Origin of the sequence: Algoriphagus mannitolivorans DSM 15301, assembly GCF_000429425.1 — a bacterium.
Lineage (GTDB): Bacteria > Bacteroidota > Bacteroidia > Cytophagales > Cyclobacteriaceae > Algoriphagus > Algoriphagus mannitolivorans.
In genome coordinates, this window is record NZ_AUBV01000001.1 from 55,539 (window position 1) to 77,379 (window position 21,841).

17 protein-coding genes are annotated in these 21,841 nt (G+C 42.1%); 11 read left to right on the forward strand and 6 right to left on the reverse strand.

Annotated elements, in window-relative coordinates; all coding sequences use genetic code 11:
- Positions 1–27: 27 nt before the first annotated feature.
- The 5 genes from G458_RS0100250 (at position 28) to G458_RS0100270 (ending at position 4,902) form a co-directional block, all read left to right on the forward strand.
- On the forward strand, positions 28–873 hold the full coding sequence (locus G458_RS0100250; RefSeq protein WP_026950119.1) for a DUF4412 domain-containing protein: 846 nt from the start codon (positions 28–30) through the stop codon (positions 871–873).
- A gap of 86 nt (positions 874–959) precedes the next feature.
- Positions 960–1,454 (forward strand): dihydrofolate reductase, encoded by a 495-nt coding sequence (locus G458_RS0100255; RefSeq protein WP_035467503.1) that lies wholly within the window; start codon positions 960–962, stop codon positions 1,452–1,454.
- A gap of 4 nt (positions 1,455–1,458) precedes the next feature.
- Entirely contained in the window at positions 1,459–2,244 is a 786-nt protein-coding gene (locus tag G458_RS0100260) for an SDR family oxidoreductase (protein ID WP_026950121.1), read from the forward strand.
- A gap of 12 nt (positions 2,245–2,256) precedes the next feature.
- The gene (locus G458_RS0100265; RefSeq protein ID WP_026950122.1) at positions 2,257–3,513 is read left to right on the forward strand and encodes a competence/damage-inducible protein A; all 1,257 of its coding nucleotides are present in this window, start codon (positions 2,257–2,259) and stop codon (positions 3,511–3,513) included.
- An 87-nt stretch (positions 3,514–3,600) separates the two neighbouring features.
- The gene (locus tag G458_RS0100270; protein WP_026950123.1) at positions 3,601–4,902 is read left to right on the forward strand and encodes a dihydrolipoamide acetyltransferase family protein; all 1,302 of its coding nucleotides are present in this window, start codon (positions 3,601–3,603) and stop codon (positions 4,900–4,902) included.
- Positions 4,903–4,929: 27 nt separating this feature from the next.
- On the opposite strand, the gene G458_RS19945 is transcribed toward G458_RS0100270, so the two are convergent.
- The 5 genes from G458_RS19945 to G458_RS0100295 all read right to left on the reverse strand — a co-directional run bounded on the left by G458_RS19945 (position 4,930) and on the right by G458_RS0100295 (position 12,912).
- Positions 4,930–7,788 carry a PAS domain-containing hybrid sensor histidine kinase/response regulator gene (locus G458_RS19945; RefSeq protein ID WP_051286926.1) on the reverse strand — a complete coding sequence of 953 codons (2,859 nt, stop codon included), beginning with the start codon at positions 7,786–7,788 and terminating at the stop codon, positions 4,930–4,932.
- The gene (locus tag G458_RS19950; protein ID WP_051286928.1) at positions 7,788–8,792 is read right to left on the reverse strand and encodes a PDC sensor domain-containing protein; all 1,005 of its coding nucleotides are present in this window, start codon (positions 8,790–8,792) and stop codon (positions 7,788–7,790) included. Before G458_RS19950 ends, G458_RS19945 begins: the two co-directional genes overlap by 1 nt.
- Before the next feature lie 24 nt (positions 8,793–8,816).
- Positions 8,817–9,056 carry a hypothetical protein gene (locus G458_RS0100285; RefSeq protein WP_026950124.1) on the reverse strand — a complete coding sequence of 80 codons (240 nt, stop codon included), beginning with the start codon at positions 9,054–9,056 and terminating at the stop codon, positions 8,817–8,819.
- Positions 9,053–9,472 (reverse strand): OsmC family protein, encoded by a 420-nt coding sequence (locus G458_RS0100290; protein ID WP_035467505.1) that lies wholly within the window; start codon positions 9,470–9,472, stop codon positions 9,053–9,055. The genes G458_RS0100285 and G458_RS0100290 overlap by 4 nt, the downstream gene beginning before the upstream one ends.
- A 62-nt stretch (positions 9,473–9,534) precedes the next feature.
- Complete coding sequence (locus G458_RS0100295; protein WP_026950126.1) at positions 9,535–12,912, reverse strand: methylmalonyl-CoA mutase family protein; 3,378 nt, start codon at positions 12,910–12,912, stop codon at positions 9,535–9,537.
- Positions 12,913–13,202: 290 nt separating this feature from the next.
- Here G458_RS0100295 and G458_RS0100300 point away from each other — a divergent pair, with 290 nt between their 5' ends.
- Both G458_RS0100300 and G458_RS0100305 read left to right on the forward strand, forming a co-directional pair.
- A complete protein-coding gene (locus G458_RS0100300; RefSeq protein ID WP_026950127.1) occupies positions 13,203–14,546 on the forward strand; it encodes a sugar porter family MFS transporter in 1,344 nt (447 codons plus the stop codon).
- Positions 14,539–15,417 (forward strand): carbohydrate kinase family protein, encoded by an 879-nt coding sequence (locus G458_RS0100305; RefSeq protein WP_026950128.1) that lies wholly within the window; start codon positions 14,539–14,541, stop codon positions 15,415–15,417. Before G458_RS0100300 ends, G458_RS0100305 begins: the two co-directional genes overlap by 8 nt.
- A gap of 3 nt (positions 15,418–15,420) precedes the next feature.
- Here G458_RS0100305 and sixA read toward each other — a convergent pair whose 3' ends face one another.
- Positions 15,421–15,888 (reverse strand): phosphohistidine phosphatase SixA, encoded by a 468-nt coding sequence (gene sixA, locus G458_RS0100310; protein WP_035467506.1) that lies wholly within the window; start codon positions 15,886–15,888, stop codon positions 15,421–15,423.
- A 155-nt stretch (positions 15,889–16,043) separates the two neighbouring features.
- Between sixA and topA the strand changes: the two genes are divergently transcribed.
- The 4 genes from topA (at position 16,044) to G458_RS0100335 (ending at position 21,830) form a co-directional block, all read left to right on the forward strand.
- Positions 16,044–18,371 carry a type I DNA topoisomerase gene (gene topA, locus G458_RS0100315; RefSeq protein WP_026950130.1) on the forward strand — a complete coding sequence of 776 codons (2,328 nt, stop codon included), beginning with the start codon at positions 16,044–16,046 and terminating at the stop codon, positions 18,369–18,371.
- Between the two features lie 169 nt (positions 18,372–18,540).
- Positions 18,541–19,239 (forward strand): SIR2 family NAD-dependent protein deacylase, encoded by a 699-nt coding sequence (locus tag G458_RS0100320; protein ID WP_026950131.1) that lies wholly within the window; start codon positions 18,541–18,543, stop codon positions 19,237–19,239.
- 147 nt (positions 19,240–19,386) lie between these two features.
- Positions 19,387–20,496 (forward strand): serine hydrolase domain-containing protein, encoded by a 1,110-nt coding sequence (locus G458_RS0100330; protein ID WP_026950132.1) that lies wholly within the window; start codon positions 19,387–19,389, stop codon positions 20,494–20,496.
- On the forward strand, positions 20,496–21,830 hold the full coding sequence (locus G458_RS0100335) for a YfcC family protein (RefSeq protein WP_026950133.1): 1,335 nt from the start codon (positions 20,496–20,498) through the stop codon (positions 21,828–21,830). The genes G458_RS0100330 and G458_RS0100335 overlap by 1 nt, the downstream gene beginning before the upstream one ends.
- Positions 21,831–21,841 lie beyond the last annotated feature (11 nt).

Genomic DNA, 21,841 nt, shown 5'->3' on the forward strand with positions numbered 1-21,841 from the left:
TGCACTTGAACTTTTAAAAATACTACCATGAAAAATTCAATTTTAGGATTACTTGTTTTGGCTGGAATTATCATTTCAACCCCTTTACAATCTCAAGTCTTAAAGAAAATCCAGAAGGCAGCTCAAAATGCAGCAACCAATGCTGCGAATTCGAAAGCAGAAAAGGAAAGCTCCGAGCAAATTAATGGAATGCTGGAAGGAATGATGCAGTCCGCTCCCACGGAATCCGAATACTCATTTACTGGCTATATGATCATGGAGATCACTTCCACTGATAAAAAAGGAAAATCTGATCCTCCTTCGAGAATCAATTATCTCCTTGGGGAAAATGTGGATTTTATGGGAATGTCTTTCACAGACCCCAAGTCTCCCGATATTAAAACCACCACCATCATGGATTCCAAAAATCAGGCAATGGTAATGCTGATGGATAATGAGGGAGAAAAATCCAGTATGGCAATGAAAGTGAACTATGGCAAAATCCAAAAAATGGTGGACGAGGAAGCTTCAGAACAAATGGAGAATCCAGATTACGAAATAATCAAAACAGGAAATACGAAAGATATATTAGGCTATGCCTGCGAAGAATATTTAGTGAAATCTGAAGACGGAGAAGGAAGATATTGGCTGACAGAAGAGCCAATTCAAGGTTTTTCCATGTTTTCTCCACAAAGCAATCCCATGGTTTCCAACAAAACCATGGAAAGGTATGACTCATTTTTTTCCAATGCACCAAAGGGCACATTTCTGGAAATGCTCTTTACTGCAAAAGATGGAGAAATCACAGATATGAAAGTAGTAGAGATCGAACTGAATTCTCCCCAAAGCTTCAAAATGTCAGAATATCCCAATATGATGTCAGGGATGAAATAAGAAGCATTTTTAAAGGGCAGTTTTTCTGCCCTTTTTCATTTTTTAGTCCCAAAGACTGGTAAATTCAAGGCAAATTAAGCGAACAAGTGAAAATCATCCTTATTGCTGCTAAAGCCAAAAACAACGTCATCGGGAAAGACAACCAACTGATATGGAGGCTTTCTGCTGACCTCAAAAGATTTAAAAACCTTACTACAGGCCATCACATCTTGATGGGCAGAAAGACTTTTGACTCTTTGGGAAAACCCCTACCAAACAGAACTCACCTGATTATCACCCGAAACAAGGATTTTCAGGCACCAGAAGGACATTATGCTTTCGATTCTATAGAAGAAGCTTTCATTTTTTGTAACAAAATTGGTTTGGAAGAGCTTTTTATCATCGGAGGTGGACAGATTTATAACGAGTCTATTGCTCTGGCAGACCAACTTGAAATTACAGAAGTGGATATGAGTCCGGAAGGAGATACCTATTTCCCGGAAATAGACCCAAAAATTTGGGAAGAAACTTCCAGAGAGGAATTTTCCGCTGACGAAAAAAATGAATGTGACTACGCCTTCGTGACATTTGAAAGACGATAAACCCATGAATAAACCCGTCGCTTGGATCACAGGAGCATCCTCAGGAATCGGAGAAGCTATCGCCAAAAATCTGGCTGAAAAAGGCTATCGAGTCATCCTTTCAGCCCGACGGGAAAATGAGTTGCTCCGAGTAAAATCAGAGTGTCATCCAGCTGCTTCAGTAGCAATTCTTCCTTTGGATCTAACAGAAATAAGCACCTTCGAAAAGAAGGTAAAAGAAGCTATTTCTTTTTTTGGTAAAATTGATCTTATGATTCATAATGGAGGAATTAGCCAAAGATCGCTTATCCGGGATACCAAACTGGAAGTAGATCGAAAGCTGATGGAGGTTAACTTCTTCGGAACTATCGCTTTGACCAAAGCTCTCTTACCTCATTTTATCGAAAGAAAAACCGGACATTTCATCGTCATTACTTCCTTGGTCGGAAAGTTTGCATCCCCATTCCGTTCATCTTATGCAGCCTCCAAGCATGCGCTGCATGGCTTTTTTGACACCCTTAGAGCTGAACATTTTCAGGATAAAATCGAAGTAACCCTAGTTTGCCCAGGTTTTATCAAAACCCAAGTTTCTGTCAATGCACTCACCGAGGACGGGTCAGCTTTGGGAATTATGGATGATGCACAGGCCAATGGAATGAGTCCGGAAGACTTTGCCGAAAAGCTATTCAAAGCCATCCAAAAGAAAAAAGAGGAAGTCTATATCGGAGGAAAAGAAACCCTAGCTGTTTACCTAAAGCGCTTTCTCCCCGGAGTTTTTTCAAAACTTATTCAAAAAGCAAAAGTCAGATAATTACATCCCAACATGCCCTTACTAAAAGCCGAAATCATCGCGATCGGAGATGAACTTCTCTACGGACAAATCATGGACACCAATTCTCATTGGATCAGTCAACAGCTAGATTTGATGGGGGTAAAAGTGGCCCACAGAACCACGATCGGAGACAATCGGGAAGATATTCTGGAGGCATTTGCTACAGCTGAAAAAAGAGCCAAAATCATCCTAATCACCGGCGGTCTGGGACCTACGCAAGATGACCTTACCAAACCCTTACTCGCGGAATATTTTGGCTGTGAGGTGATAGAATTCCCTGAAGCGGTAAAAGCTGTTTCTGCCTATTTCACAAGAAGAGGTAGAGAAATGACCCCTTTGAACATTCTTCAAGGACATCTACCAGCTTGCTGCACTTATGTCCCAAACGAAGTCGGAACTGCTCCTGGGATGTGGTTTGAGCGAAATGGCACCTATTGGATGTCCATGCCTGGCGTACCGCATGAAATGAAAAAACTGATGCAGGATTTTGTACTCCCTAAGCTACCTGAGATTTTTGACCTGCCTGTGATTTACCACAAAGTCATCAAAACCGTAGGTATTGGCGAAAGCTGGCTTGCTGACCTGATAAGAGATTGGGAGAATGCTTTGCCTGATCACATCCGTCTGGCCTATTTGCCTTCATTGGGACATGTGAAATTGCGTTTGACGGCCTTTGGCACAGACAAAGAATCCCTTCAAGGGGAAGTTCAATCGCAAATAAACCAAGTCATGCCCCTGATAGACAAATATGTATATGGATATGATGAGGAAACCCTGGAAACAGCCATTGGCAAACTTTTGAAGAACGCCCAGAAAACTTTAGCTTTAGCTGAAAGTTGCAGCGGTGGATATGTCTCCCATATGATTACCTCAGTTCCCGGCAGCTCTAATTATCTTCGAGGGGCTGTGATCCCATATCACAATCAATTCAAGGAAGAAATCCTGGGCGTGAGGCCCGAAACCTTGAAATCCTTTGGAGCGGTGAGTGAGCAATGTGTGAGGGAGATGTCGCAAGGGGTAATGAAACTCTTTGGTTCAGACTACGGGATTGCTACCAGTGGCATAGCTGGACCAGACGGGGGCACGGAGGCCAAACCAGTGGGTACCGTTTGGATTGCCTGTGCCGGAAAGGGTTTTGTGGAGACAAAAAAGCTTCAACTCACCCAAGACAGAATGTTAAATATTCAACTAACTGCCGTTTCTGTGTTGAATTTGTTAAGAATTTGCATCAATAAGCAGAACGAATAAAATTTTATCTAGCGAGTTTGGGTAGATGTCTAATAAAATTTAATTTTAAATCTCGGAAATAAACCCAATTAAATTACTTAAAGTACTATGGCAAGTGTAGAAATGCTGATGCCCAAAATGGGCGAAAGTATCATAGAGGGAACCATCCTTACCTGGCTTAAAAAAGTGGGAGACTCCATCGACCAAGATGAATCTGTCTTAGAAGTGGCCACAGACAAGGTGGACACGGAGGTACCTGCTACCCATGCAGGCGTACTGAAAAAAATCCTTGCAAAGGAAGGTGATGTCGTGGCAGTGGGTGCTCCCATTGCGATCATTGAAACCTCAGCCGAAAATGGAGTTCAAAGTTCCTCAAAGGAAGAAAAAGCACCTGAATCACCGAAAGAAGAATTAGCAGCTATTGCTCCTGCACATACCAAAGAAATCCTGGACCAACCCAGCGCCCAAGAGGAATCTCTGGCTGAAGATGGAAGATTCTATTCCCCTTTGGTCAAAAGCATAGCCAAAGAAGAAGGAATTCCAGGTTCTGAATTATCCCAAATCCCCGGTTCGGGGAAAGAGGGCAGAGTCACCAAGCAGGACATGATGGATTATCTTAAAACAAGAGGATCCAAAGCTCAGCCAAGCCCTACCCCATCGGTTTCTATAGCAGAGCCGAAGGTACAGGTAAGCATTTCTGCCTCAGACGAAATCATGGAAATGGACCGCATGCGCAAGATGATTGCTCAAAGAATGGTCGATTCCAAGAGAATTTCTCCACATGTGACCTCATTTGTGGAGGCTGACATGACCAACATTGTACTGTGGAGAGAAAGAAATAAAGAGGCCTACAAAGCCAAATATGGAGAGTCCATCACCTTTACTCCGTTTTTCATTGATGCAATTGCCAAAGCAATCCGGGACTTTCCGATGATCAACATTTCTGTAGATGGAGATAAAATCATCAAAAAGAAAGATATCAACATTGGCATGGCTGTGGCCTTACCTTCCGGAAACCTCATTGTTCCAGTGATCAAAAACGCAGATCAACTGAATCTGGTAGGTGTATCCAAAAAAGTGAATGATCTCGCCAATAGAGCGCGAAACAATAAACTGACCGCTGATGATCTGGCCGGGGGTACTTACACCGTTTCAAACGTTGGATCTTTTGGAAACGTGATGGGAACTCCTATCATTATGCAACCACAAGTAGCCATCATGGCTGTGGGAGCAATCGTCAAAAAGCCAGCTGTGGTAGAAACTCCAACTGGAGATGTGATCGCCGTCAGACACAAAATGTTCCTATCTCACTCCTACGATCATAGAGTAGTAGATGGTTCCTTAGGAGGAATGTTTGTCCGAAAAGTGGCAGATTACCTTGAGTCATTCGATCTCAATACTGCATTCTAAGAGAAAGGCTCCAAATGGAGCCTTTTTTTATGCCTTTCTATCCCGGGTCTTTCGGAAGTAGTATTCCAGCTTATCCGCCAAGGCAGCCAATCGAATGGGCTTAGTCAAGTAATCGTTCATCCCTGCTTTAAGGGCAGAATTTTGATCTTCTTCAAAGACATTTGCCGAAAGCCCTATGATAATCAGCTCGTCACGATTGCCCAATTCCCTGATTTTCCGGGTTGTCTCAAGGCCATTCATCACTGGCATTTGGACATCCATAAGAACTACATCAAATTCATTCTCTTTCACCTTCTCCAGTGCCTCCAAACCATTTACAGCAATTTCAAACTGAAAACCTAATTGCTCAAACATCAATGTCATCAATTGCCGATTAAGCTCATTGTCTTCGGCCAGAAGGATTTTCAGCGGAAATTCGGCTCCCATCTCCTTCACATCTTTCCAAGAGAGAGGCACATGTTCTTGGGTTTCCTCTTGGGCTTCCACACGCCTCACCAATACCGTAAAACTGAACTCAGAGCCTTTTCCCAACTCACTTTCAATTCTCAACTCCCCTCCCATTAATTCGATGATTTTTTTAGCGATAGCCAAGCCCAATCCCGTTCCCTGAAAGTTTCTGGAATTTGAGCTGTCCACCTGATAAAAGGGCTTGGTGAGGTTTTGAATATTTTCGGGTGAAATCCCAATTCCGGTATCTTTGACTGAATAAGACAGGAACAAAAGATGAGAATCCAGTTCATCTAAATCCATTCTCACCTCCACAGAACCCTTTTCAGGAGTAAACTTCAAAGAATTACTTATCAGGTTGAGAAGGACCTGGTTGATTTTATCCTTATCCCCCTCCAGAAAAATCTGGGTATCCTGCTGATGGTGAATTATTAAATTGATTTTTTTCTTTTTGGCAAGTCCAGATAAGATTTCACCTTGAGCTTTTAGCTCTTTGACAGGATCAAAAATTCTGGCATTAATTTCCAGTTCTCCGGATTCAATTTTGGAATAGTCCAAAATATCCCGGATAATCGAAAGCAAAGAGTTTCCAGAGTTTTTGATAATCTCCACATACTGTTTTTGGATTTTATCAAGCTTCGTGCTCTCCAAAAGATCAATAATTCCCAACAATCCATTCATGGGAGTTCGGATCTCGTGGCTCATATTTGCCAAAAATTCAGACTTGGACTTGTTGGCTCTTTCAGCGGCATCTCTTGCCTCTATCAGTCCTTTTTCCCATATTTTTTGTCCAGTGATATCTTTTGAAATTGATACCATCTGGCTTTCATCCAATGGGAAAAATCTCATTTCAAAATGACTTTCTGTACCTAAAGGATTGAGCCAAAAAACATTTACCCCTTGAATAGAGCCAGTTTCCCGGGATTTTCTAAAAGCTTGGACGACATCTTCTGCCTGACCGTGAGGCACAAATTCTTCCAACTTTTTTCCTAAGGTTGAACTCGCCGCTTTTAGGAGAACCTCCTTATCCTGTACATGAAAATCCAAAACTCTCCCTTCATTATCATAGATAAAGATGTTGTCAGGGATATTTTGGATCAATGTCCTTAATCGATTTTCACTATGTATTATTTCTTCTCGGTCATGGTATTGTTTGGTGATATCGGTACAAAGACCCAGTCCACCCTCAAAGACCCCAGATTCACCATAAATTAGCTTCGAGAATATTTTCAGTCGAAGTTTTTGACCTGAAGGTTTGACGAAGTCATATTCAAAATCCAAATATTCCTTTTTGTCTTGAAGCGATTCAATCACCAAGGATTTGATTTTTAATATATCCGGATGAGAACTTTCTTTTTTAAAAGCTTGAATAAACTCTTCCTTAGAATGTCCAAGCACTTCTTCCACCTCATCGCTGACTCGGGTCATTTCTCCCTTTGAATCGTGAAAAAACACAAATCCTCTAAGTTCACCCATCAAGAGATTTTGCTGTTCAAAAAGTGTAGAAATCTCTTCCAAGTTCTCTTTTTGGATTTTCTCAGAATCCAGGTTGTTTTTCAAAGAAATTGTGAAAAAGACAGCTGTACCAATCAGCAAAAGTCCGATCACCAAGAATAGATACAAGAAGGTAGAAAAAACTCCCGAAGCAAGGCTCTGGGTAGGTACCACGAATACTAAGGCCGTTGGTTCTTGAGAAGGTGAAAAATTGAAGGGATACTGGACCAAAATCCCCGATTCTTCTTCTCTAAGTTCATTTTCCCATGAAATTTCATGAAGGCCTTTCAAGCCCATCGCTACCTCCTCTTGGACAGGCAAAAGCTGCTTTTCGGTTATTTTTATAGAATTTCCACTGGAACTTCTGCTTAGAGATATTAATCCCCCTTTGGCTAAAAGGAACTTCTCCCCGCCTTGATCCAAATAAAAGTTGGATACATATTCCCGACAGAATTCCGCCAAATCCAATCGATACAATATTTTAAAAGATCCAGTCTGAAGAGAAATAAAATTGAAATTCGGATCCATGTCAGGGATTCCTTGATCAGCTTTTTGTCTGATGAAATCATTCCGTTCCGTCAGAGAAAAAACTATTGTCGAATCTCCTAAACCAACCCAAACCTTATCAATCATTTTTGGAAATGCATTGAAAATCCTTCGGGTAAAACTGGTAAGCTCCCCATTTAGATCTTCCCCATCTTGTTTGGAATCTACCAGGTATTTCAAAAGGGAATTAGACTCTATCGTGAATCTCTCGACTTCGCCTTCAAGTCCCCTAGCCGCCAAGGCAGTTTGCTGAGTTAAAAAATCCTTCCGAGAGTCTATCTGCGTTTGAGAAATTGCATTAAAAAAGCCAATCCCAAGGATTACCACCAGGATCACCAAGACAGTTCCTACTAGAGTTATCCTCCAAAAATTATTTCTGAAAAATAGGTTTTTGAACATTATTTCGAAGGAATGATTTGAAACAATATCCAATCAATGCCTTTTACAGGTCTGCAAATGGCCTTATTTAAATTTTTCTCCTCTTCAAAATAGAATTCATCTTTTTTATTCAGCAAAAACTCCTGTGCCATTCTTCTTACCTCCCGACTTTTGCTATTAAAGAGATTAAAATCTGAAACCCTAAAAAACTCAGACTTCACGGTTTCCTGATAAACATGATTTTTCAAGGGAGGCATACTCAGCATCTCAATTGCTTTTGATTTTCCCGCGATAATATCTCCCTTGGTGTTTGCCAGAATGTATTCACCCTGATGAGTATCAAAATAATTATTGATGATATCATCTACGGTAAAATCAGCACCCAAAACTGCAAATAATTCATTTCCTCGGTAGATAGGATGAACCAAGGACAATATCCATCCTCTTCCGGCGGGATCTACATAAGTATCTTTGATCCAGACTATCCCCTTGGATGGGTTGTTAACTTCATTGGCAGCGTAGAAAAAATTAAACTCCCGAACATCGATGTTTGGATCTACGATGTTTTGGTGATCGTAGGCGGGATACACCCTACTTACTTGCTTCGAGGAATTGGAGTAGACCTGAGAGATCAATGCATTAGATTTCAAAAATCCCGCAAACATTTCATCCAAAAAATTGGTCACGGCCACTTCTTCCATAGCCATTTCCCAATTTGGAGTAGTATTCAGGATGATCACCGAACTTAATGAGGAATCCTGATTAGGCAGATTAGTGGAAAATGCCCCCTGAAATTGGTATTTCGAAAAATCAGCATTCGACTTTAGGGAATCCCAGTTTTGAATCTGATCTTGATAGAGATGGGCGAGTGAATCTAAGCGGTCGCCTAATATTTGGCCCTCATTTTCCAATTTTGAGACAAGACTTTCCAAAGTCGAAAATTCCTTGTCCCGCTTTTCCTTTTCAGAATCGCAGGAAAAAATTACCGTCAAAAACAAAAAAGCTATATACCTGAGTCTATTCATATATGGGAAAGCAGTTTAGGGAAATTATAAATTTTCCAACTGCCTTCGAAATGAATTTCCCATTTCTTCAAATCTGTTTTTTACTTTTTCAAAAAAATCACCTGATAGAAACACCTCCAAATCCTCTTCCTCCAATATATCCATTTCATTTAACTTGAAAGTTTGCTCCATAGGCCCTAGCTCAAACTTAAGGATGTATTTATTGTTCCAGGAGAAAATACTTACGCGTATTTCCTCCCGGACCAGTTCTTTCACCACTCTCATTCCGGTCTTTTGACTTCGGTGGTGTAGGTAATATTCGATTTCAAAGAGGAGGCAACGGAACAATATTTATCCACGGATAGCGCCACCACTTTTGCAAATTCCTCATCAGTGGCGTCAGACGAAACCAGAATAAACTTGAGTTCGATATCCGTGTAGAAAGCTGGAACACCCTCATTTCTGATTCCTTCTACTTCCACATAAAAATCCACGATCTCTTTTCGCTTCTTTTTCATCATCAACACTGCATCCACAGAAGCACAGCCTCCGAGCGCAGAAAGCAGCAAATCCATCGGAGATTGCGCATGCTTATGCTCAGGATCATACATGTCAATATTGACCAAGTTTCCTTGGGGATTTCTGGATTCATACTCCAAATCCGCCTTCATGCGGACGGTGACATTGCGCTTATTCGCCATTTGATTTAAGATTTTTGATTTCAGATTTCTGACTTCTTTCTTCCGTCTTTTGTCTTCTGTCTTTACATATTCCTTCTATACTGCCCTCCTACCTCATACAAAGCCCGTGTAATTTGTCCCAGAGAACAATATTTAGCGGCCTCCATCAACTGAGCAAAGACATTTTCATTATGCACGGCTGCCTTTTTCAAAGACATCAGTAGATCGTGTTCCAAACCAGCATAAGCTTGGTGTAAGTTCCTTAAAGTTTGGATTTGACTTTCTTTTTCCTCAAGGGTGGCTCTAATAACCTCTCCCGGAATGATCGTTGGAGAACCATCGGAAGAAAGGAAGGTGTTCACTCCAATGATTGGATATTCACCGGTATGCTTGAGCATTTCGTAGTGCAAGCTTTCCTCCTGAATCTTTCCGCGCTGATACATGGTCTCCATTGCCCCTAAAACTCCGCCTCTTTCTGTGATACGGTCAAATTCAGCATACACCGCCTCCTCAACCAAATCCGTCAGTTCCTCTATGATAAAGGATCCCTGTAGCGGATTTTCATTTTTAGCCAATCCCAATTCCTTATTGATGATCAACTGGATAGCCATAGCTCTTCGGACCGAAGCTTCGGTAGGAGTTGTGATCGCTTCGTCATAGGCATTGGTATGGAGGGAGTTGCAGTTGTCATAGATCGCGTACAGAGCCTGTAGTGTGGTACGGATATCGTTGAAGTCGATTTCCTGAGCATGAAGTGATCTTCCAGAAGTCTGAATATGATACTTCAGCATCTGAGAACGTTCGTTTGCACCATATTTAAGCTTCATAGCTTTGGCCCAAATTCTTCTCGCTACCCGACCGATCACCGCATACTCTGGATCAATACCGTTGGAAAAGAAGAAAGAAAGGTTTGGTGCAAATTCATTAACATCCATTCCTCGGGACACATAATATTCTACGTAAGTAAAGCCGTTGGAAAGTGTCAAAGCCAGTTGTGTAATCGGATTGGCGCCGGCTTCTGCGATATGATATCCAGATATGGAAACAGAATAGAAATTCCGAACCTTGTTTTGGATAAAATACTGTTGCACATCTCCCATTAGTCTCAAAGAAAACTCCGTTGAGAAAATACAAGTGTTCTGGGCCTGGTCCTCTTTCAAAATATCAGCCTGGACAGTGCCTCTCACTTTAGAGATAGTGTCAGCCTTGATATTTTCATATACTTCTTTAGGCAATACCTGGTCTCCCGTCACCCCCAAAAGCATCAAGCCCAAGCCATCATTTCCTTCAGGAATAGCTCCGTTATATATTGGTCTTGGCAAGCCCTTTTCGGAGTAAATGGCTTCGATTTTTTGATTGACTTCTTCTTCCAAGCCATTCGCTTTGATATAAACTTCGCATTGCTGATCGATGGCTGCATTCATAAAAAATGCAGTCATGGTGGCGGCAGGACCATTAATGGTCATAGAAACCGAAGTCATGGGATCCACCAGGTTAAACCCTGAATACAGCTTCTTGGCGTCATCCAAGCAACAAACATTCACACCAGAGTTTCCGATTTTCCCATAAATGTCAGGTCGGTAGTCCGGATCTTCTCCATAAAGAGTTACCGAATCAAAAGCAGTGGAAAGCCTTTTGGCCGGCATTGCCTTGGACACATAATGAAAACGCTTATTGGTACGTTCAGGACTTCCTTCTCCTGCAAACATCCGCGTAGGATCTTCCCCTTCTCTTTTGAAAGGAAAAACACCAGCCGTGTAAGGAAACTGCCCCGGGACATTTTCTCTCAAACCCCATTTGAGGAGTTCTCCCCAGGCTTCATATTTAGGAAGGGAAACCTTAGGAATTCGGGTATTCGCTAGAGAACTGCTATAGGTTTTTACCTTCAACTCCTTGTCTCTTACTTTAAATACATAGAAATCATCCGAATATCTGCCTACTTCTTCAGGCCATTCTTCAAGCCATTTTTTGTTTTTGGGATCTAGATTTAGCTCCACCTGCACATAGACCTCCTGAAGCTCTTTCAGCAAACGATCCTTATCCGCCACAGAAGTGGATTGGATCGCTTCCATAGATTTTTTGATCGAATAGAGTTGCTGTGCAATCTCCTTCTGCTCTTCCACCCAAGCATCATATTTTCGGTTTGTCTCCGTGATCTCACTAAGATATCGGGTACGTGCTGGAGGGATAATGTAAATCTTTTCCGAAACACCCGCAGTAAGTTCAAAAGAGCTTTCCCATCCCCCAAATTTCTCATTGACCTTTCCGATAATCGCTCGGTAAAGCTGATTCATGCCGGGATCATTAAACTGGGAAGCAATGGTTCCAAAAACAGGAATATCTTCATCCGGAGTATCCCAAAGGTTATGGTTACGCTTGAATTGCTTTTTTACATCTCTGATCGCATCCAAGGCTCCTCTTTTGTCAAACTTGTTTAGCGCGATGACATCGGCAAAATCAAGCATGTCGATTTTTTCCAATTGGGAGGCTGCACCGTATTCAGGCGTCATCACATAAAGAGAAAGATCCGAATGCTCGATAATCTCCGTATCCGATTGCCCAATTCCTGAAGTTTCCAAAATCACCAAATCAAACCCAGCAGCTTTGACGGTGTCAACGGCATCTTGGACATATTTAGAAAGGGCAAGATTAGACTGCCTCGTGGCCAGACTACGCATAAAGACCCTTGGATGATGAATAGAATTCATCCGGATTCGATCGCCAAGCAAAGCTCCTCCGGTTTTTCTTTTGGAAGGGTCTACTGAAATAATAGCAAGACTCTTATCCTCAAAGTCCATTAAAAATCTTCTGACTAATTCATCGACTAGGGATGACTTACCTGCTCCTCCCGTTCCGGTGATCCCCAATACTGGTGTGTTTATTTCAGCACTGGATTTTCTGACCTTTTCAAGGAGATCGGAGGATTTTTCGGGGAAATTTTCAAAAGCGGAAATAGCCCTTGCCACATCACCTTTGCGTTGGTTTTCGAGGGAAAAATCTTTGGGAAAACTATCTCCAACCGGGAAATCGCACTTTTGAACCAGATCATTGATCATTCCTTGTAATCCCAAAGCACGTCCATCGTCAGGAGAATAAATTCTGGTGATTCCATATCCATGAAGCTCTTCAATCTCTTCTGGAAGGATAGTTCCTCCACCTCCACCGAAAATACGGATATGGCTGGCACCTTTTTCCTGAAGTAAGTCAAACATATACTTGAAGAACTCCACATGTCCCCCTTGGTAAGAAGTAATGGCAATGGCCTGAACATCCTCCTGAATAGCACAATCCACAATTTCCTGAACGGATCGATTGTGTCCTAAATGAATCACTTCGCAACCTGTACTCTGGATGATACGGCGCATGATATTGATCGCAGCATCGTGCCCGTCAAACAAAGAAGCTGCCGTGACAATTCGAATGTGGTTTTTGGGTTTGTAAATCTCAATCGGAGAACTCATGCCTTTGGGTTTAATTTTCTGAAATAGCCTATTTCCGGCTCAAAACAAGTATTTTTTGTGCTTGCGAATATAAGAAAAATACCCGGTCGAGAGTCTAGATCTCATCCCTTTACGAAATTTTATTTGGTTATTAATCAATAATTTTACAATTCATTTAAACCATAAACAGTTACTTCTGAATTCTTCCAATTTCCAAAATTTTCGACTAGAAATCATGGAATTACCACATGGGGATTTTGAATTGCCGGCCTTCTCTTTAGTTTAGCGATTCAATAGACCTTTAATCCCCTATGAATTCAAAGAACTACGCATTTTTTGTTTCGATCACGGCCGCTTTAGGCGGTTTTCTCTTTGGCTTTGATACAGCTGTAATTTCTGGCGCAGAACGGGCCATTCAGGAAGTTTGGGCCTTGAGTGACTGGATTCATGGATTAGCTATTGCTTCTGCATTATACGGAACGGTCATCGGTGCCTTATTCGGAGGAATTCCAGCTGATAAATTCGGCCGAAAAAAGAGCTTGCTCTGGATCGGTTTGTTTTACTTCATCTCAGCCGTGGGTTCTGGAATGGCCTGGGATGTCACTTCCTTTACTTTTTTCAGATTTATAGGAGGACTTGGGGTAGGCGCTTCTTCGGTAGTAGCCCCCATGTACATCTCAGAAATCGCTCCTGCCAAAAACAGGGGTCTCTTAGTAGCACTTTATCAATTCAACATTGTATTTGGAATTGTAGTTGCCTACATATTCAATTACTTAATTGGCACAGCCGATTTTGCCGAGGATTGGAGATGGATGCTAGGCGTAGAGGGAATCCCAGCATTGATTTACAGTGTGATGATTTTCAGCATTCCTGAAAGTCCAAGATGGCTTATTGCAAAATTCAATGACCAGGTTGGTGCTAGGACAATTCTGACAAAAACTGACCCAGATGGGGTAGATGAAGCCATTCGATTGGCTATAGAAGAAGAAAAAAGCATGAAGCAGAAATCCGGATTTGGGGTTTTGTTTCAAAAAAGGTTTTTCTCTAGCACCCTTCTTGCCGTAATGATCGCATTCTTCAATCAAGTCTCCGGGATCAATGCCATTATCTATTTTGCTCCAAGGGTATTTGAAATGGCAGGGATTTCTACAGAAAATGCCTTGATCTCAACGATAGGAATCGGATTGGTTAATTTGTTTGCGACTTTCTTCGGTCTCTACCTTATTGACCGCTTAGGCCGGAAAAAGCTGATGTACATCGGTTCTGTTGGCTATATCATATCCCTTGGCTTGATGGCCTATAACTTCCTTGGACCTGGAATACCTACTTTTTGGCTTCCGATTTTCGTTTTTGGGTTTATTGCTTCTCATGCGGTAGGCCAAGGATCGGTAATTTGGGTGTTCATTTCTGAAATGTTTCCGAATGAACTTCGGGCTTATGGACAATCTTTGGGATCGTTTACCCACTGGATTTTAGCCGCACTTATTGCCAATGTTTTTCCTTTTTTCGCAAACAATTTTGGTCCGGGATATATCTTTGCCTTCTTCTGCCTGATGATGGTCTGGCAGCTGCTCTGGGTGAAATTTAGAATGCCAGAGACCAAAGGAAGATCCTTGGAAGAAATTCAAAAAGACTTGCAAAAAAACCATGCGTGATCACGTCGTTACTTTCGGAGAAATGCTTTGGGATTGCTTACCTACCGGCGCTGTACCGGGTGGAGCTCCTATGAATGTAGCTTTACATCTTCACCAATTGGGATTGAATGGCCGCTTGATATCTGCGGTCGGAAATGACCCGGATGGAAAAAAACTCCTGGATTTTCTCAATGAATTTGGGCTCCCTTTGGACTTCGTTCAAGTGCATGAGGATCATGAAACCTCCAAGGTATTGGTGGACAACACCGATCCGGAAAACATCAAATACAACATCCTCTCCCCAGTGGCATGGGACTTTATTCATTGGTCTGAAAAATTGGACAAAGCTGTGGAGGATGCGGATGCATTTGTCTTTGGGACACTTGGGGTAAGAAGTCCTGAGAGTATGAAAACCCTTCTCAAGCTATTGCACCATCCCACCCTTAGGATTTTTGATGCGAATTTACGTCCACCTTATTATGATTTCGAAGTAATTGAAACTCTCCTTGGGTTTACGGATATTCTGAAAATCAACGAGGACGAACTTGAAATTTTCGCAGACTATTTCAAGACAGAGCCAACCATTGAAGGATTATGTTTCTTTTTGGATCAACATTTCCCGATGGAAATCATTTGTATCACCCGAGGATCCAAAGGGGCCGTCATTTATCAAAAAGGAAAAATACTGGAGCATCCCGGCTACAAAGTTAAATTTCAGGACTCTATCGGGGCAGGAGATGCCTTTTTGAGCGGTTTTATTAAAACTTACTTGGAGGAAAAATCTCCAGAGGAAATATTAGACTTCGCTTGTAAACTGGGTGGGTTTGTAGCAACTCATCAAGGCGGTGCTCCCAAATATTCTGAAGAGGATGTATGGAGAGAAATCCAATAAAAATCAACGCAAGATTTCCTTCAGAGAAGCCGAATTGTGACCCACCAGGTACCAATGCGGCAATTGCATTTCCAAAATCCCCATCATCCCAGGTTGCAGTCCTACATAATTCTCATCTGTCAAATGTGCCAATAGAAGGCTGATGGTGGGATTATGTCCTATCAAAAGACAGGTATTGACTTCATCTGGAGTTTTTTCCAACATCTGAATCAGGGATTCTATGTTGGCGGTGTAGATTTCTTTTTCAAACACCTCCTCCTGAACGGGAACAAATTTTTTTATTATTTCTGCCGTCTCCTGAGTTCTTGTGGCAGAGGAACAATACATCAAATCCACGGCTAAGCCTCTTTCTTTCAGCGTCTCTCCAAGTCTTTCCAGACTTACTTTTCCCTTGTGAGTCAAAGGTCTCTGAAAATCAACACCATCCGAAAATCCAGCCTCTCCGTGTCGTAATAAAATTAACTGTTTCATATTCCTTGTCGATATAACGTAAGAATTACACTAATTTGGTTCAAAAATCCATCCAAGATTAAAAGTTACGGATATCCTGAATTTGGAGGAGAAAACAATGCCCTCTATTTTTAGCTTCTCAAATACGGCTAGCAATGCCGTTAATTTTGTTTTTTATGTCAAAAAATCTAGTAATCGTCGAATCCCCTGCCAAAGCCAAAACCATTGAAGGTTACCTGGGTAAAGATTTCAAGGTGGTCTCCAGCTATGGTCACGTCAGGGATCTCCCTAAAGGCGATAAAGCTATAGATGTCAAAAACCGCTTCAAACCTACCTACGAGGTCACAGCTGATAAAAAAGAAGTCATCAAATCTCTTAAAAGCCTTGCCAAAGACGCCGAAATGGTCTACTTAGCAAGTGACGATGACCGTGAAGGGGAAGCCATTTCTTGGCATTTGAAGGAGGTTTTGAATTTGGAAGATGACCGAACCAGAAGGATTGTATTTCGGGAAATCACCAAAAATGCCATCAATAAAGCCATCGAAAACCCAAGAGGAATTGACTATGACCTAGTCAATGCTCAGCAGGCTCGGAGGATTTTGGATCGATTGGTCGGATTTGAACTCTCCCCTATCCTTTGGAAAAAAATCAAAACAGGATTGTCCGCAGGCCGTGTTCAGTCGGTGGCAGTACGTCTGATTGTCGAAAGGGAAAGGGAAATTGAGGCTTTCAACACCAAGTCCAGCTACAGAATTACCGCACAGTTTGTGGTGGAAGGAAAAACCTTCCAAGCCGAACTTCCCAAAAAGTTCGAGACCAAAGCTGAGGCAGAAGAATTTCTAAAAAGCTGTCTGGAAGCGGATTTTTCAGTGGCAAATCTGGAGAAAAAACCGGCAAAAAAATCTCCTGCACCTCCATTCACTACCTCCACGCTTCAACAAGAGGCTTCCCGAAAATTATATTTCTCGGTTGCGCAAACCATGTCTGTGGCACAGAAACTCTATGAGGCAGGTAAAATCACCTACATGCGTACCGACAGCACCAACCTTTCGCAGGATGCTTTAGGCGCAGCAAAAAACGCAATCGAATCTAGCTTTGGTACCTCGTACCACAAGTCCAGACAATATTCCACGAAAAACGAAAGTGCACAAGAAGCTCACGAAGCCATCCGGCCTACTGACTTTTCTGCGAGCCAGATTTCCGGAGACAGAAATGAACAAAGACTCTATGAGTTGATCTGGAAAAGAGCCATTGCTTCTCAAATGGCGGATGCTGAATTGGAAAGAACCACCATCACCATTGGTATCTCCAATTCTCCGCTGAATCTGGTAGCAAATGGTGAGATCATCAAATTTGATGGTTTTTTGAAGGTTTATCTAGAAGATACCGACGACGAGCCGGAAGAAGATGAAGAGGGCGGTAAGTCACTGTTGCCTCCTTTGGCAATCGGTCAAGAACTGACATTAAAAGAAATGAAAGGCCGGGAATCCTTCACGAGACCTGCCCCAAGATATACAGAAGCCTCTTTGGTGAAGAAATTGGAAGAGCTTGGGATCGGAAGACCTTCTACCTATGCCCCGACCATTTCAACTATTCAAAAGCGGGACTATGTCATCAAAGAATCCAGAGATGGCACACCAAGAAATTATGTGGAAATGCTCATTTCCGCAGGAAAATTCAAAGAAGCTACCCAAACCGAAAATACCGGAGCAGAGAAGAATAAACTCTTCCCAACCAATATTGCCATGGTGGTGAATGATTTTCTAGTGGAGCATTTTCCCAACGTGATTGATTTCCACTTTACTGCCAAAGTAGAGAAGGAATTTGACGAAATCGCCTCCGGAGAGCAAGACTGGCAGGACATGATTGACAGCTTCTATGGCAATTTCCACCAGAGTGTGGAAGAAACCGAGCAGGTTTCCCGACAAGACATCAATTCCAGTAGATTGATCGGTCAGCATCCGGAAAACGGTAAGAACGTATATGCCCGCCTTGGAAGATTTGGGCCTTTGGTTCAAATCGGTGAAAACGAAGACGAGGACAAGCAATTTGCCAGCTTGAAAAAGGGACAGTTTATTGAGAACATCACCATGGATGATGCCTTGGAGCTGTTTAAATTGCCTAGAGAAGTGGGATATTTTGAAGACAAAAAAATGACCGCCGCGATTGGTCGTTTTGGTCCTTATATCCGTCATGACAATGCCTTCTTTTCACTGAAGAAAGAACAGGATCCCCTTTCGATCACTGAGGAAGAGGGTATCGAATTGATCAAAGCCAAGCGAGAAGCTGATGCGAACAAGCACATCAAGTCTTTTGATGAAAATCCTGAAATTCAGGTATTGAATGGCAGATGGGGACCATACATCAAGTTTGGAAAAAACAACTATAAAATTCCTAAAGGCAAAGAAGCCGAAAATCTCACTTACGCGGAAACTATAGAAATCATAGAGTCTCAACCTGAGGCGGGTAAGAAAAAAGGTCGATTTGCTTCCAAAAAGAAATAATCAAAGAATAGAAAATTCTAAGATTGGATCGATAGAAAAAGATTAGGTTCAAGCATCCGGGCTTGAACCTTTTTTATTTTTTAGCCTATTTTGAAAATAATTGACCCTGCAGTGGAGCATTATATTTCTCCCATTTTGAATCAAAATCTTTAAATTTTCAATTGCCAAGATGCCTCAAAAAAAGCTGATCGTCCTGTCTGGAGCCGGAGTTTCGGCAGAAAGCGGAATAAGTACTTTTCGCGATAGTAACGGTTTGTGGGAAAACCATGACGTCATGGAAGTCGCTACTCCTGAAGGTTGGCGAAAAAATCGAAGGTTGGTGCTGGATTTCTACAATCAAAGACGAAAACAAGCTTTGGAATGCCAACCTAATGATGCCCACAAACTTTTGGCAGATCTTGAGAGGTACATGGAAGTTCAGATTATCACCCAAAATGTAGATGACCTCCACGAACGCGCCGGATCCTCCAGAGTACTCCATTTGCATGGGGAACTTCGCAAGGCCCAAAGTAGCCTGGATCCTAAGTTGATTTACAATCTGGATCATTGGGAAATCCGAGAAGGCGACAAATGCGCAAAAGGAAGTCAACTCCGCCCCTTTATCGTTTGGTTTGGAGAGCAGGTACCCATGATGGTTCCGGCCATGGAACTGGTTCAGCAGGCAGATTTCCTATTGGTTTTAGGCACGTCCTTGCAGGTCTATCCCGCTGCAGGCTTGATTGATTTTGCACCAAAGGCTTCCAAAAAATTCCTGATCGATCCCAATCCTCCGAGCAATTCTCTTTCCAAAGATTTTCAAATCATTCCCAAATCAGCAACTGAAGGAATGCAAATATTTTCCCAACTCCTTCTTAAAGAGTTGATCTAAAGGGGAGAACTGTCAAATAAACTCCCAGAATTCGGGATTTTATCCTAGATTAAAGTTTTGATTTTAAAGGCAAACTTTTGGTTTTCCTGACAATAACCCCAAATCCAATCTAAAACCCAGCTACCCGCAGAGTTGCATTTGATGCCGATGAACCAAAAAATCAAATATTTAATCTATGGACTGGTGTTTTGGTTCCTGCTTTTTTTGATTTGGGAATGGTCTGTGAGTTATCCTAAAGTCCGATGGTCTCCAGTTCCCTTTCCTACTTCCGCTGAAGAAAAAATAGATTCCACGCTTACCCAAAGCCTTTCAGAATTTCTTATTCCCGGGATGGCTGTTGGAGTGGTTCAGGAGGGAAAAATAACCTATCTCAAAGCCATTGGATATCGAAATTTGGAGACTAAGGACACTTTCGAGCTTCAATCCACCATTCCGGTGGCTTCGGTTTCCAAGATTTTCACCTCCCTTTGCGCAGCAAATTATTTTCTAAATACCGACATATCCCTTTCCAGCTCCATACAAGAGGTTCTTCCCGGAAATACTGACATTCCTGAGTTTCTGTCCACGATTACTTTGGAACAGCTTCTCAGGCATCAATCCGGGTTGGAAGATCCCGGTTTTTTCAATCGCCTTTTCCAAAAAAAATCAAAACGGTCCCTTGAAAAGATCTACCAAAAAATCCATGCTCCCAATTCCAACCATGAGGGGGAACATTATGCTGACATAAATTTTGATCTATTAGGTTTTATCCTTCAGACTCATTCTCAAACCCCCTTTGACTCCTTGGCCAAAGAACATATTCTAAAAAAGTCAGGGATGCCATCCTCCTATTTTCTGAAAAAGTGGCCTGAGCCAGAAAATCCCATGATTGGCCATGGAAAAACCTTTTTTTGGAAAAGGATTGAACCCAAAATCATGGAATTGGAGCGACTCCCCTCTCCTTCGAGCGGATTACTGACCACACCTGAGGATCTTTCCATGGCATTGATTCACCTTAGCCGTGGAAATTTGAGTGACCTAAACCCTGCGCTAACCTGGCTAAAAGGAGATCAAGATACTCCCGCCGGATTTCAAAAATTCACCCTAAAAGGAATGGAGTTTTTGGGGCATTTTGGAGCTCAGGCAGGCTATAGTTCTTTATTTGCATTTTCTAAAAAAGATAATTCAGGTTTCTTTATCCTGACCAACGCCCGAGATTTCTCAGACCATCGAATAAAAATAGCCAGTACTATTCTTGAAATTCTTGATTCGAACTAATGAAACTATCCTTCCCTCACCCTTTGGTAATCCTAATAGGCTTCATTGTATTAGCCGCAATCGCCACCTACTTTATTCCATCTGGTCGTTTTGAGCGAGTTTTGGACGAACAAACAGGCCGGGAAGTAGTCGTTCCGGGAAGCTTTCATTCCATTGAGGACATCAACCCAAGTTTGGGTGAAATTTTGGTTGCAATTCCTGAAGGTGTGATAAATGGGGCTGAAATCCTCACGCTTATCCTTTTTATCGGAGGAGCATTTTTTGTAGTCGAAAAAACAGGTGCGCTTCAAGCAGGTATTGAAGCCCTGATTTACAGGTTTCGAAATTCCCGTTTTATCCTTTTCTATTTATTGGGAATTGTCTTTTCCATTGGAGGTGCCTCTATTTCGATGCAAGAGGAAATTATCCCTATGGTACCGATTCTGGTGATTTTGGCCAGAAAACTAAACTATGACCTCCGATCCATTATCGCAATCACCTTAGGATCCTCATTAATTGGGGCAGCCTTTTCCCCGATCAATCCCTTTGTAGGCTTATTGGCGCAAAAGATCGGAGAAGTAGAACCCTTTTCAGGGGCTCTATTTCGAGCCATGTTCTTCATCATCACTCTGTTTTCCTGGATCACCTATCACATGTATTCAGGAAGAAAATTGGCAATTGAACAGGCTGAATTAGAGATAAAACCAAATCCAATCTCCCTTCGGAATATGCTTATCCTTTTGATCTCTTTCGGGGGAATTGGAGTGATGGCCTATGGAATTACTGTTTGGGATTGGGAATTCAACCAAATGTCCGCCTTCTTTTTTGTGGTAGGGATGGTTTGTGGAATGATAGGAGGATTAGGGCTCAATGGAACCTCAAGGACATTTGTGCAAGGGTTCGGAGAAATGATTTTTGCCGGAATTATCGTTGGTCTGGCGCGGAGCATTTATTTGGTATTGGAAAAAGGAGCAGCTATAGACCCAATTATTCAGGGACTATTTGCCCCATTAGAGGATCTACCAAATTTCTTAGCTGTGGTGGGCATGTATTTTAGCCAGGCTTTGATCCATATTCCTGTACCAAGTACTTCTGGTCAGGCGGCATTGACCATTCCCATGGCTGCTCCATTGACAGACCTATTGGGAATCAGCAGACAGGTAGCTGTGCTGACTTATCAATACCCGGCTGCATTGATGGATGTCATTACTCCAACAAATGGGGGAATGATGGCCATTATCGCAGCTGGAGGAATAAGCTTTAAAGATTGGATAGCCTACATTTGGAAAAGTTGGGTTTTTGTAGCCATTTTCGGGCTTCTTATTTCCATTCTCGGAATCTTCTGGTTTGGCTAAACCCTTAATAA

Coding starts and splice junctions, on each gene's coding strand:
- topA (WP_026950130.1), top strand. CDS start 16,044: ATGTCAAAAAATCTAGTAATCGTCGAATCCCCTGCCAAAGCCAAAACC.
- G458_RS0100270 (WP_026950123.1), top strand. CDS start 3,601: ATGGCAAGTGTAGAAATGCTGATGCCCAAAATGGGCGAAAGTATCATA.
- G458_RS0100300 (WP_026950127.1), top strand. CDS start 13,203: ATGAATTCAAAGAACTACGCATTTTTTGTTTCGATCACGGCCGCTTTA.
- G458_RS0100330 (WP_026950132.1), top strand. CDS start 19,387: ATGAACCAAAAAATCAAATATTTAATCTATGGACTGGTGTTTTGGTTC.
- G458_RS19950 (WP_051286928.1), bottom strand. CDS start 8,792: ATGAATAGACTCAGGTATATAGCTTTTTTGTTTTTGACGGTAATTTTT.
- G458_RS0100265 (WP_026950122.1), top strand. CDS start 2,257: ATGCCCTTACTAAAAGCCGAAATCATCGCGATCGGAGATGAACTTCTC.
- G458_RS19945 (WP_051286926.1), bottom strand. CDS start 7,788: ATGTTCAAAAACCTATTTTTCAGAAATAATTTTTGGAGGATAACTCTA.
- G458_RS0100250 (WP_026950119.1), top strand. CDS start 28: ATGAAAAATTCAATTTTAGGATTACTTGTTTTGGCTGGAATTATCATT.
- G458_RS0100320 (WP_026950131.1), top strand. CDS start 18,541: ATGCCTCAAAAAAAGCTGATCGTCCTGTCTGGAGCCGGAGTTTCGGCA.
- G458_RS0100290 (WP_035467505.1), bottom strand. CDS start 9,472: ATGGCGAATAAGCGCAATGTCACCGTCCGCATGAAGGCGGATTTGGAG.
- G458_RS0100285 (WP_026950124.1), bottom strand. CDS start 9,056: ATGAGAGTGGTGAAAGAACTGGTCCGGGAGGAAATACGCGTAAGTATT.
- sixA (WP_035467506.1), bottom strand. CDS start 15,888: ATGAAACAGTTAATTTTATTACGACACGGAGAGGCTGGATTTTCGGAT.
- G458_RS0100335 (WP_026950133.1), top strand. CDS start 20,496: ATGAAACTATCCTTCCCTCACCCTTTGGTAATCCTAATAGGCTTCATT.
- G458_RS0100260 (WP_026950121.1), top strand. CDS start 1,459: ATGAATAAACCCGTCGCTTGGATCACAGGAGCATCCTCAGGAATCGGA.
- G458_RS0100295 (WP_026950126.1), bottom strand. CDS start 12,912: ATGAGTTCTCCGATTGAGATTTACAAACCCAAAAACCACATTCGAATT.
- G458_RS0100305 (WP_026950128.1), top strand. CDS start 14,539: ATGCGTGATCACGTCGTTACTTTCGGAGAAATGCTTTGGGATTGCTTA.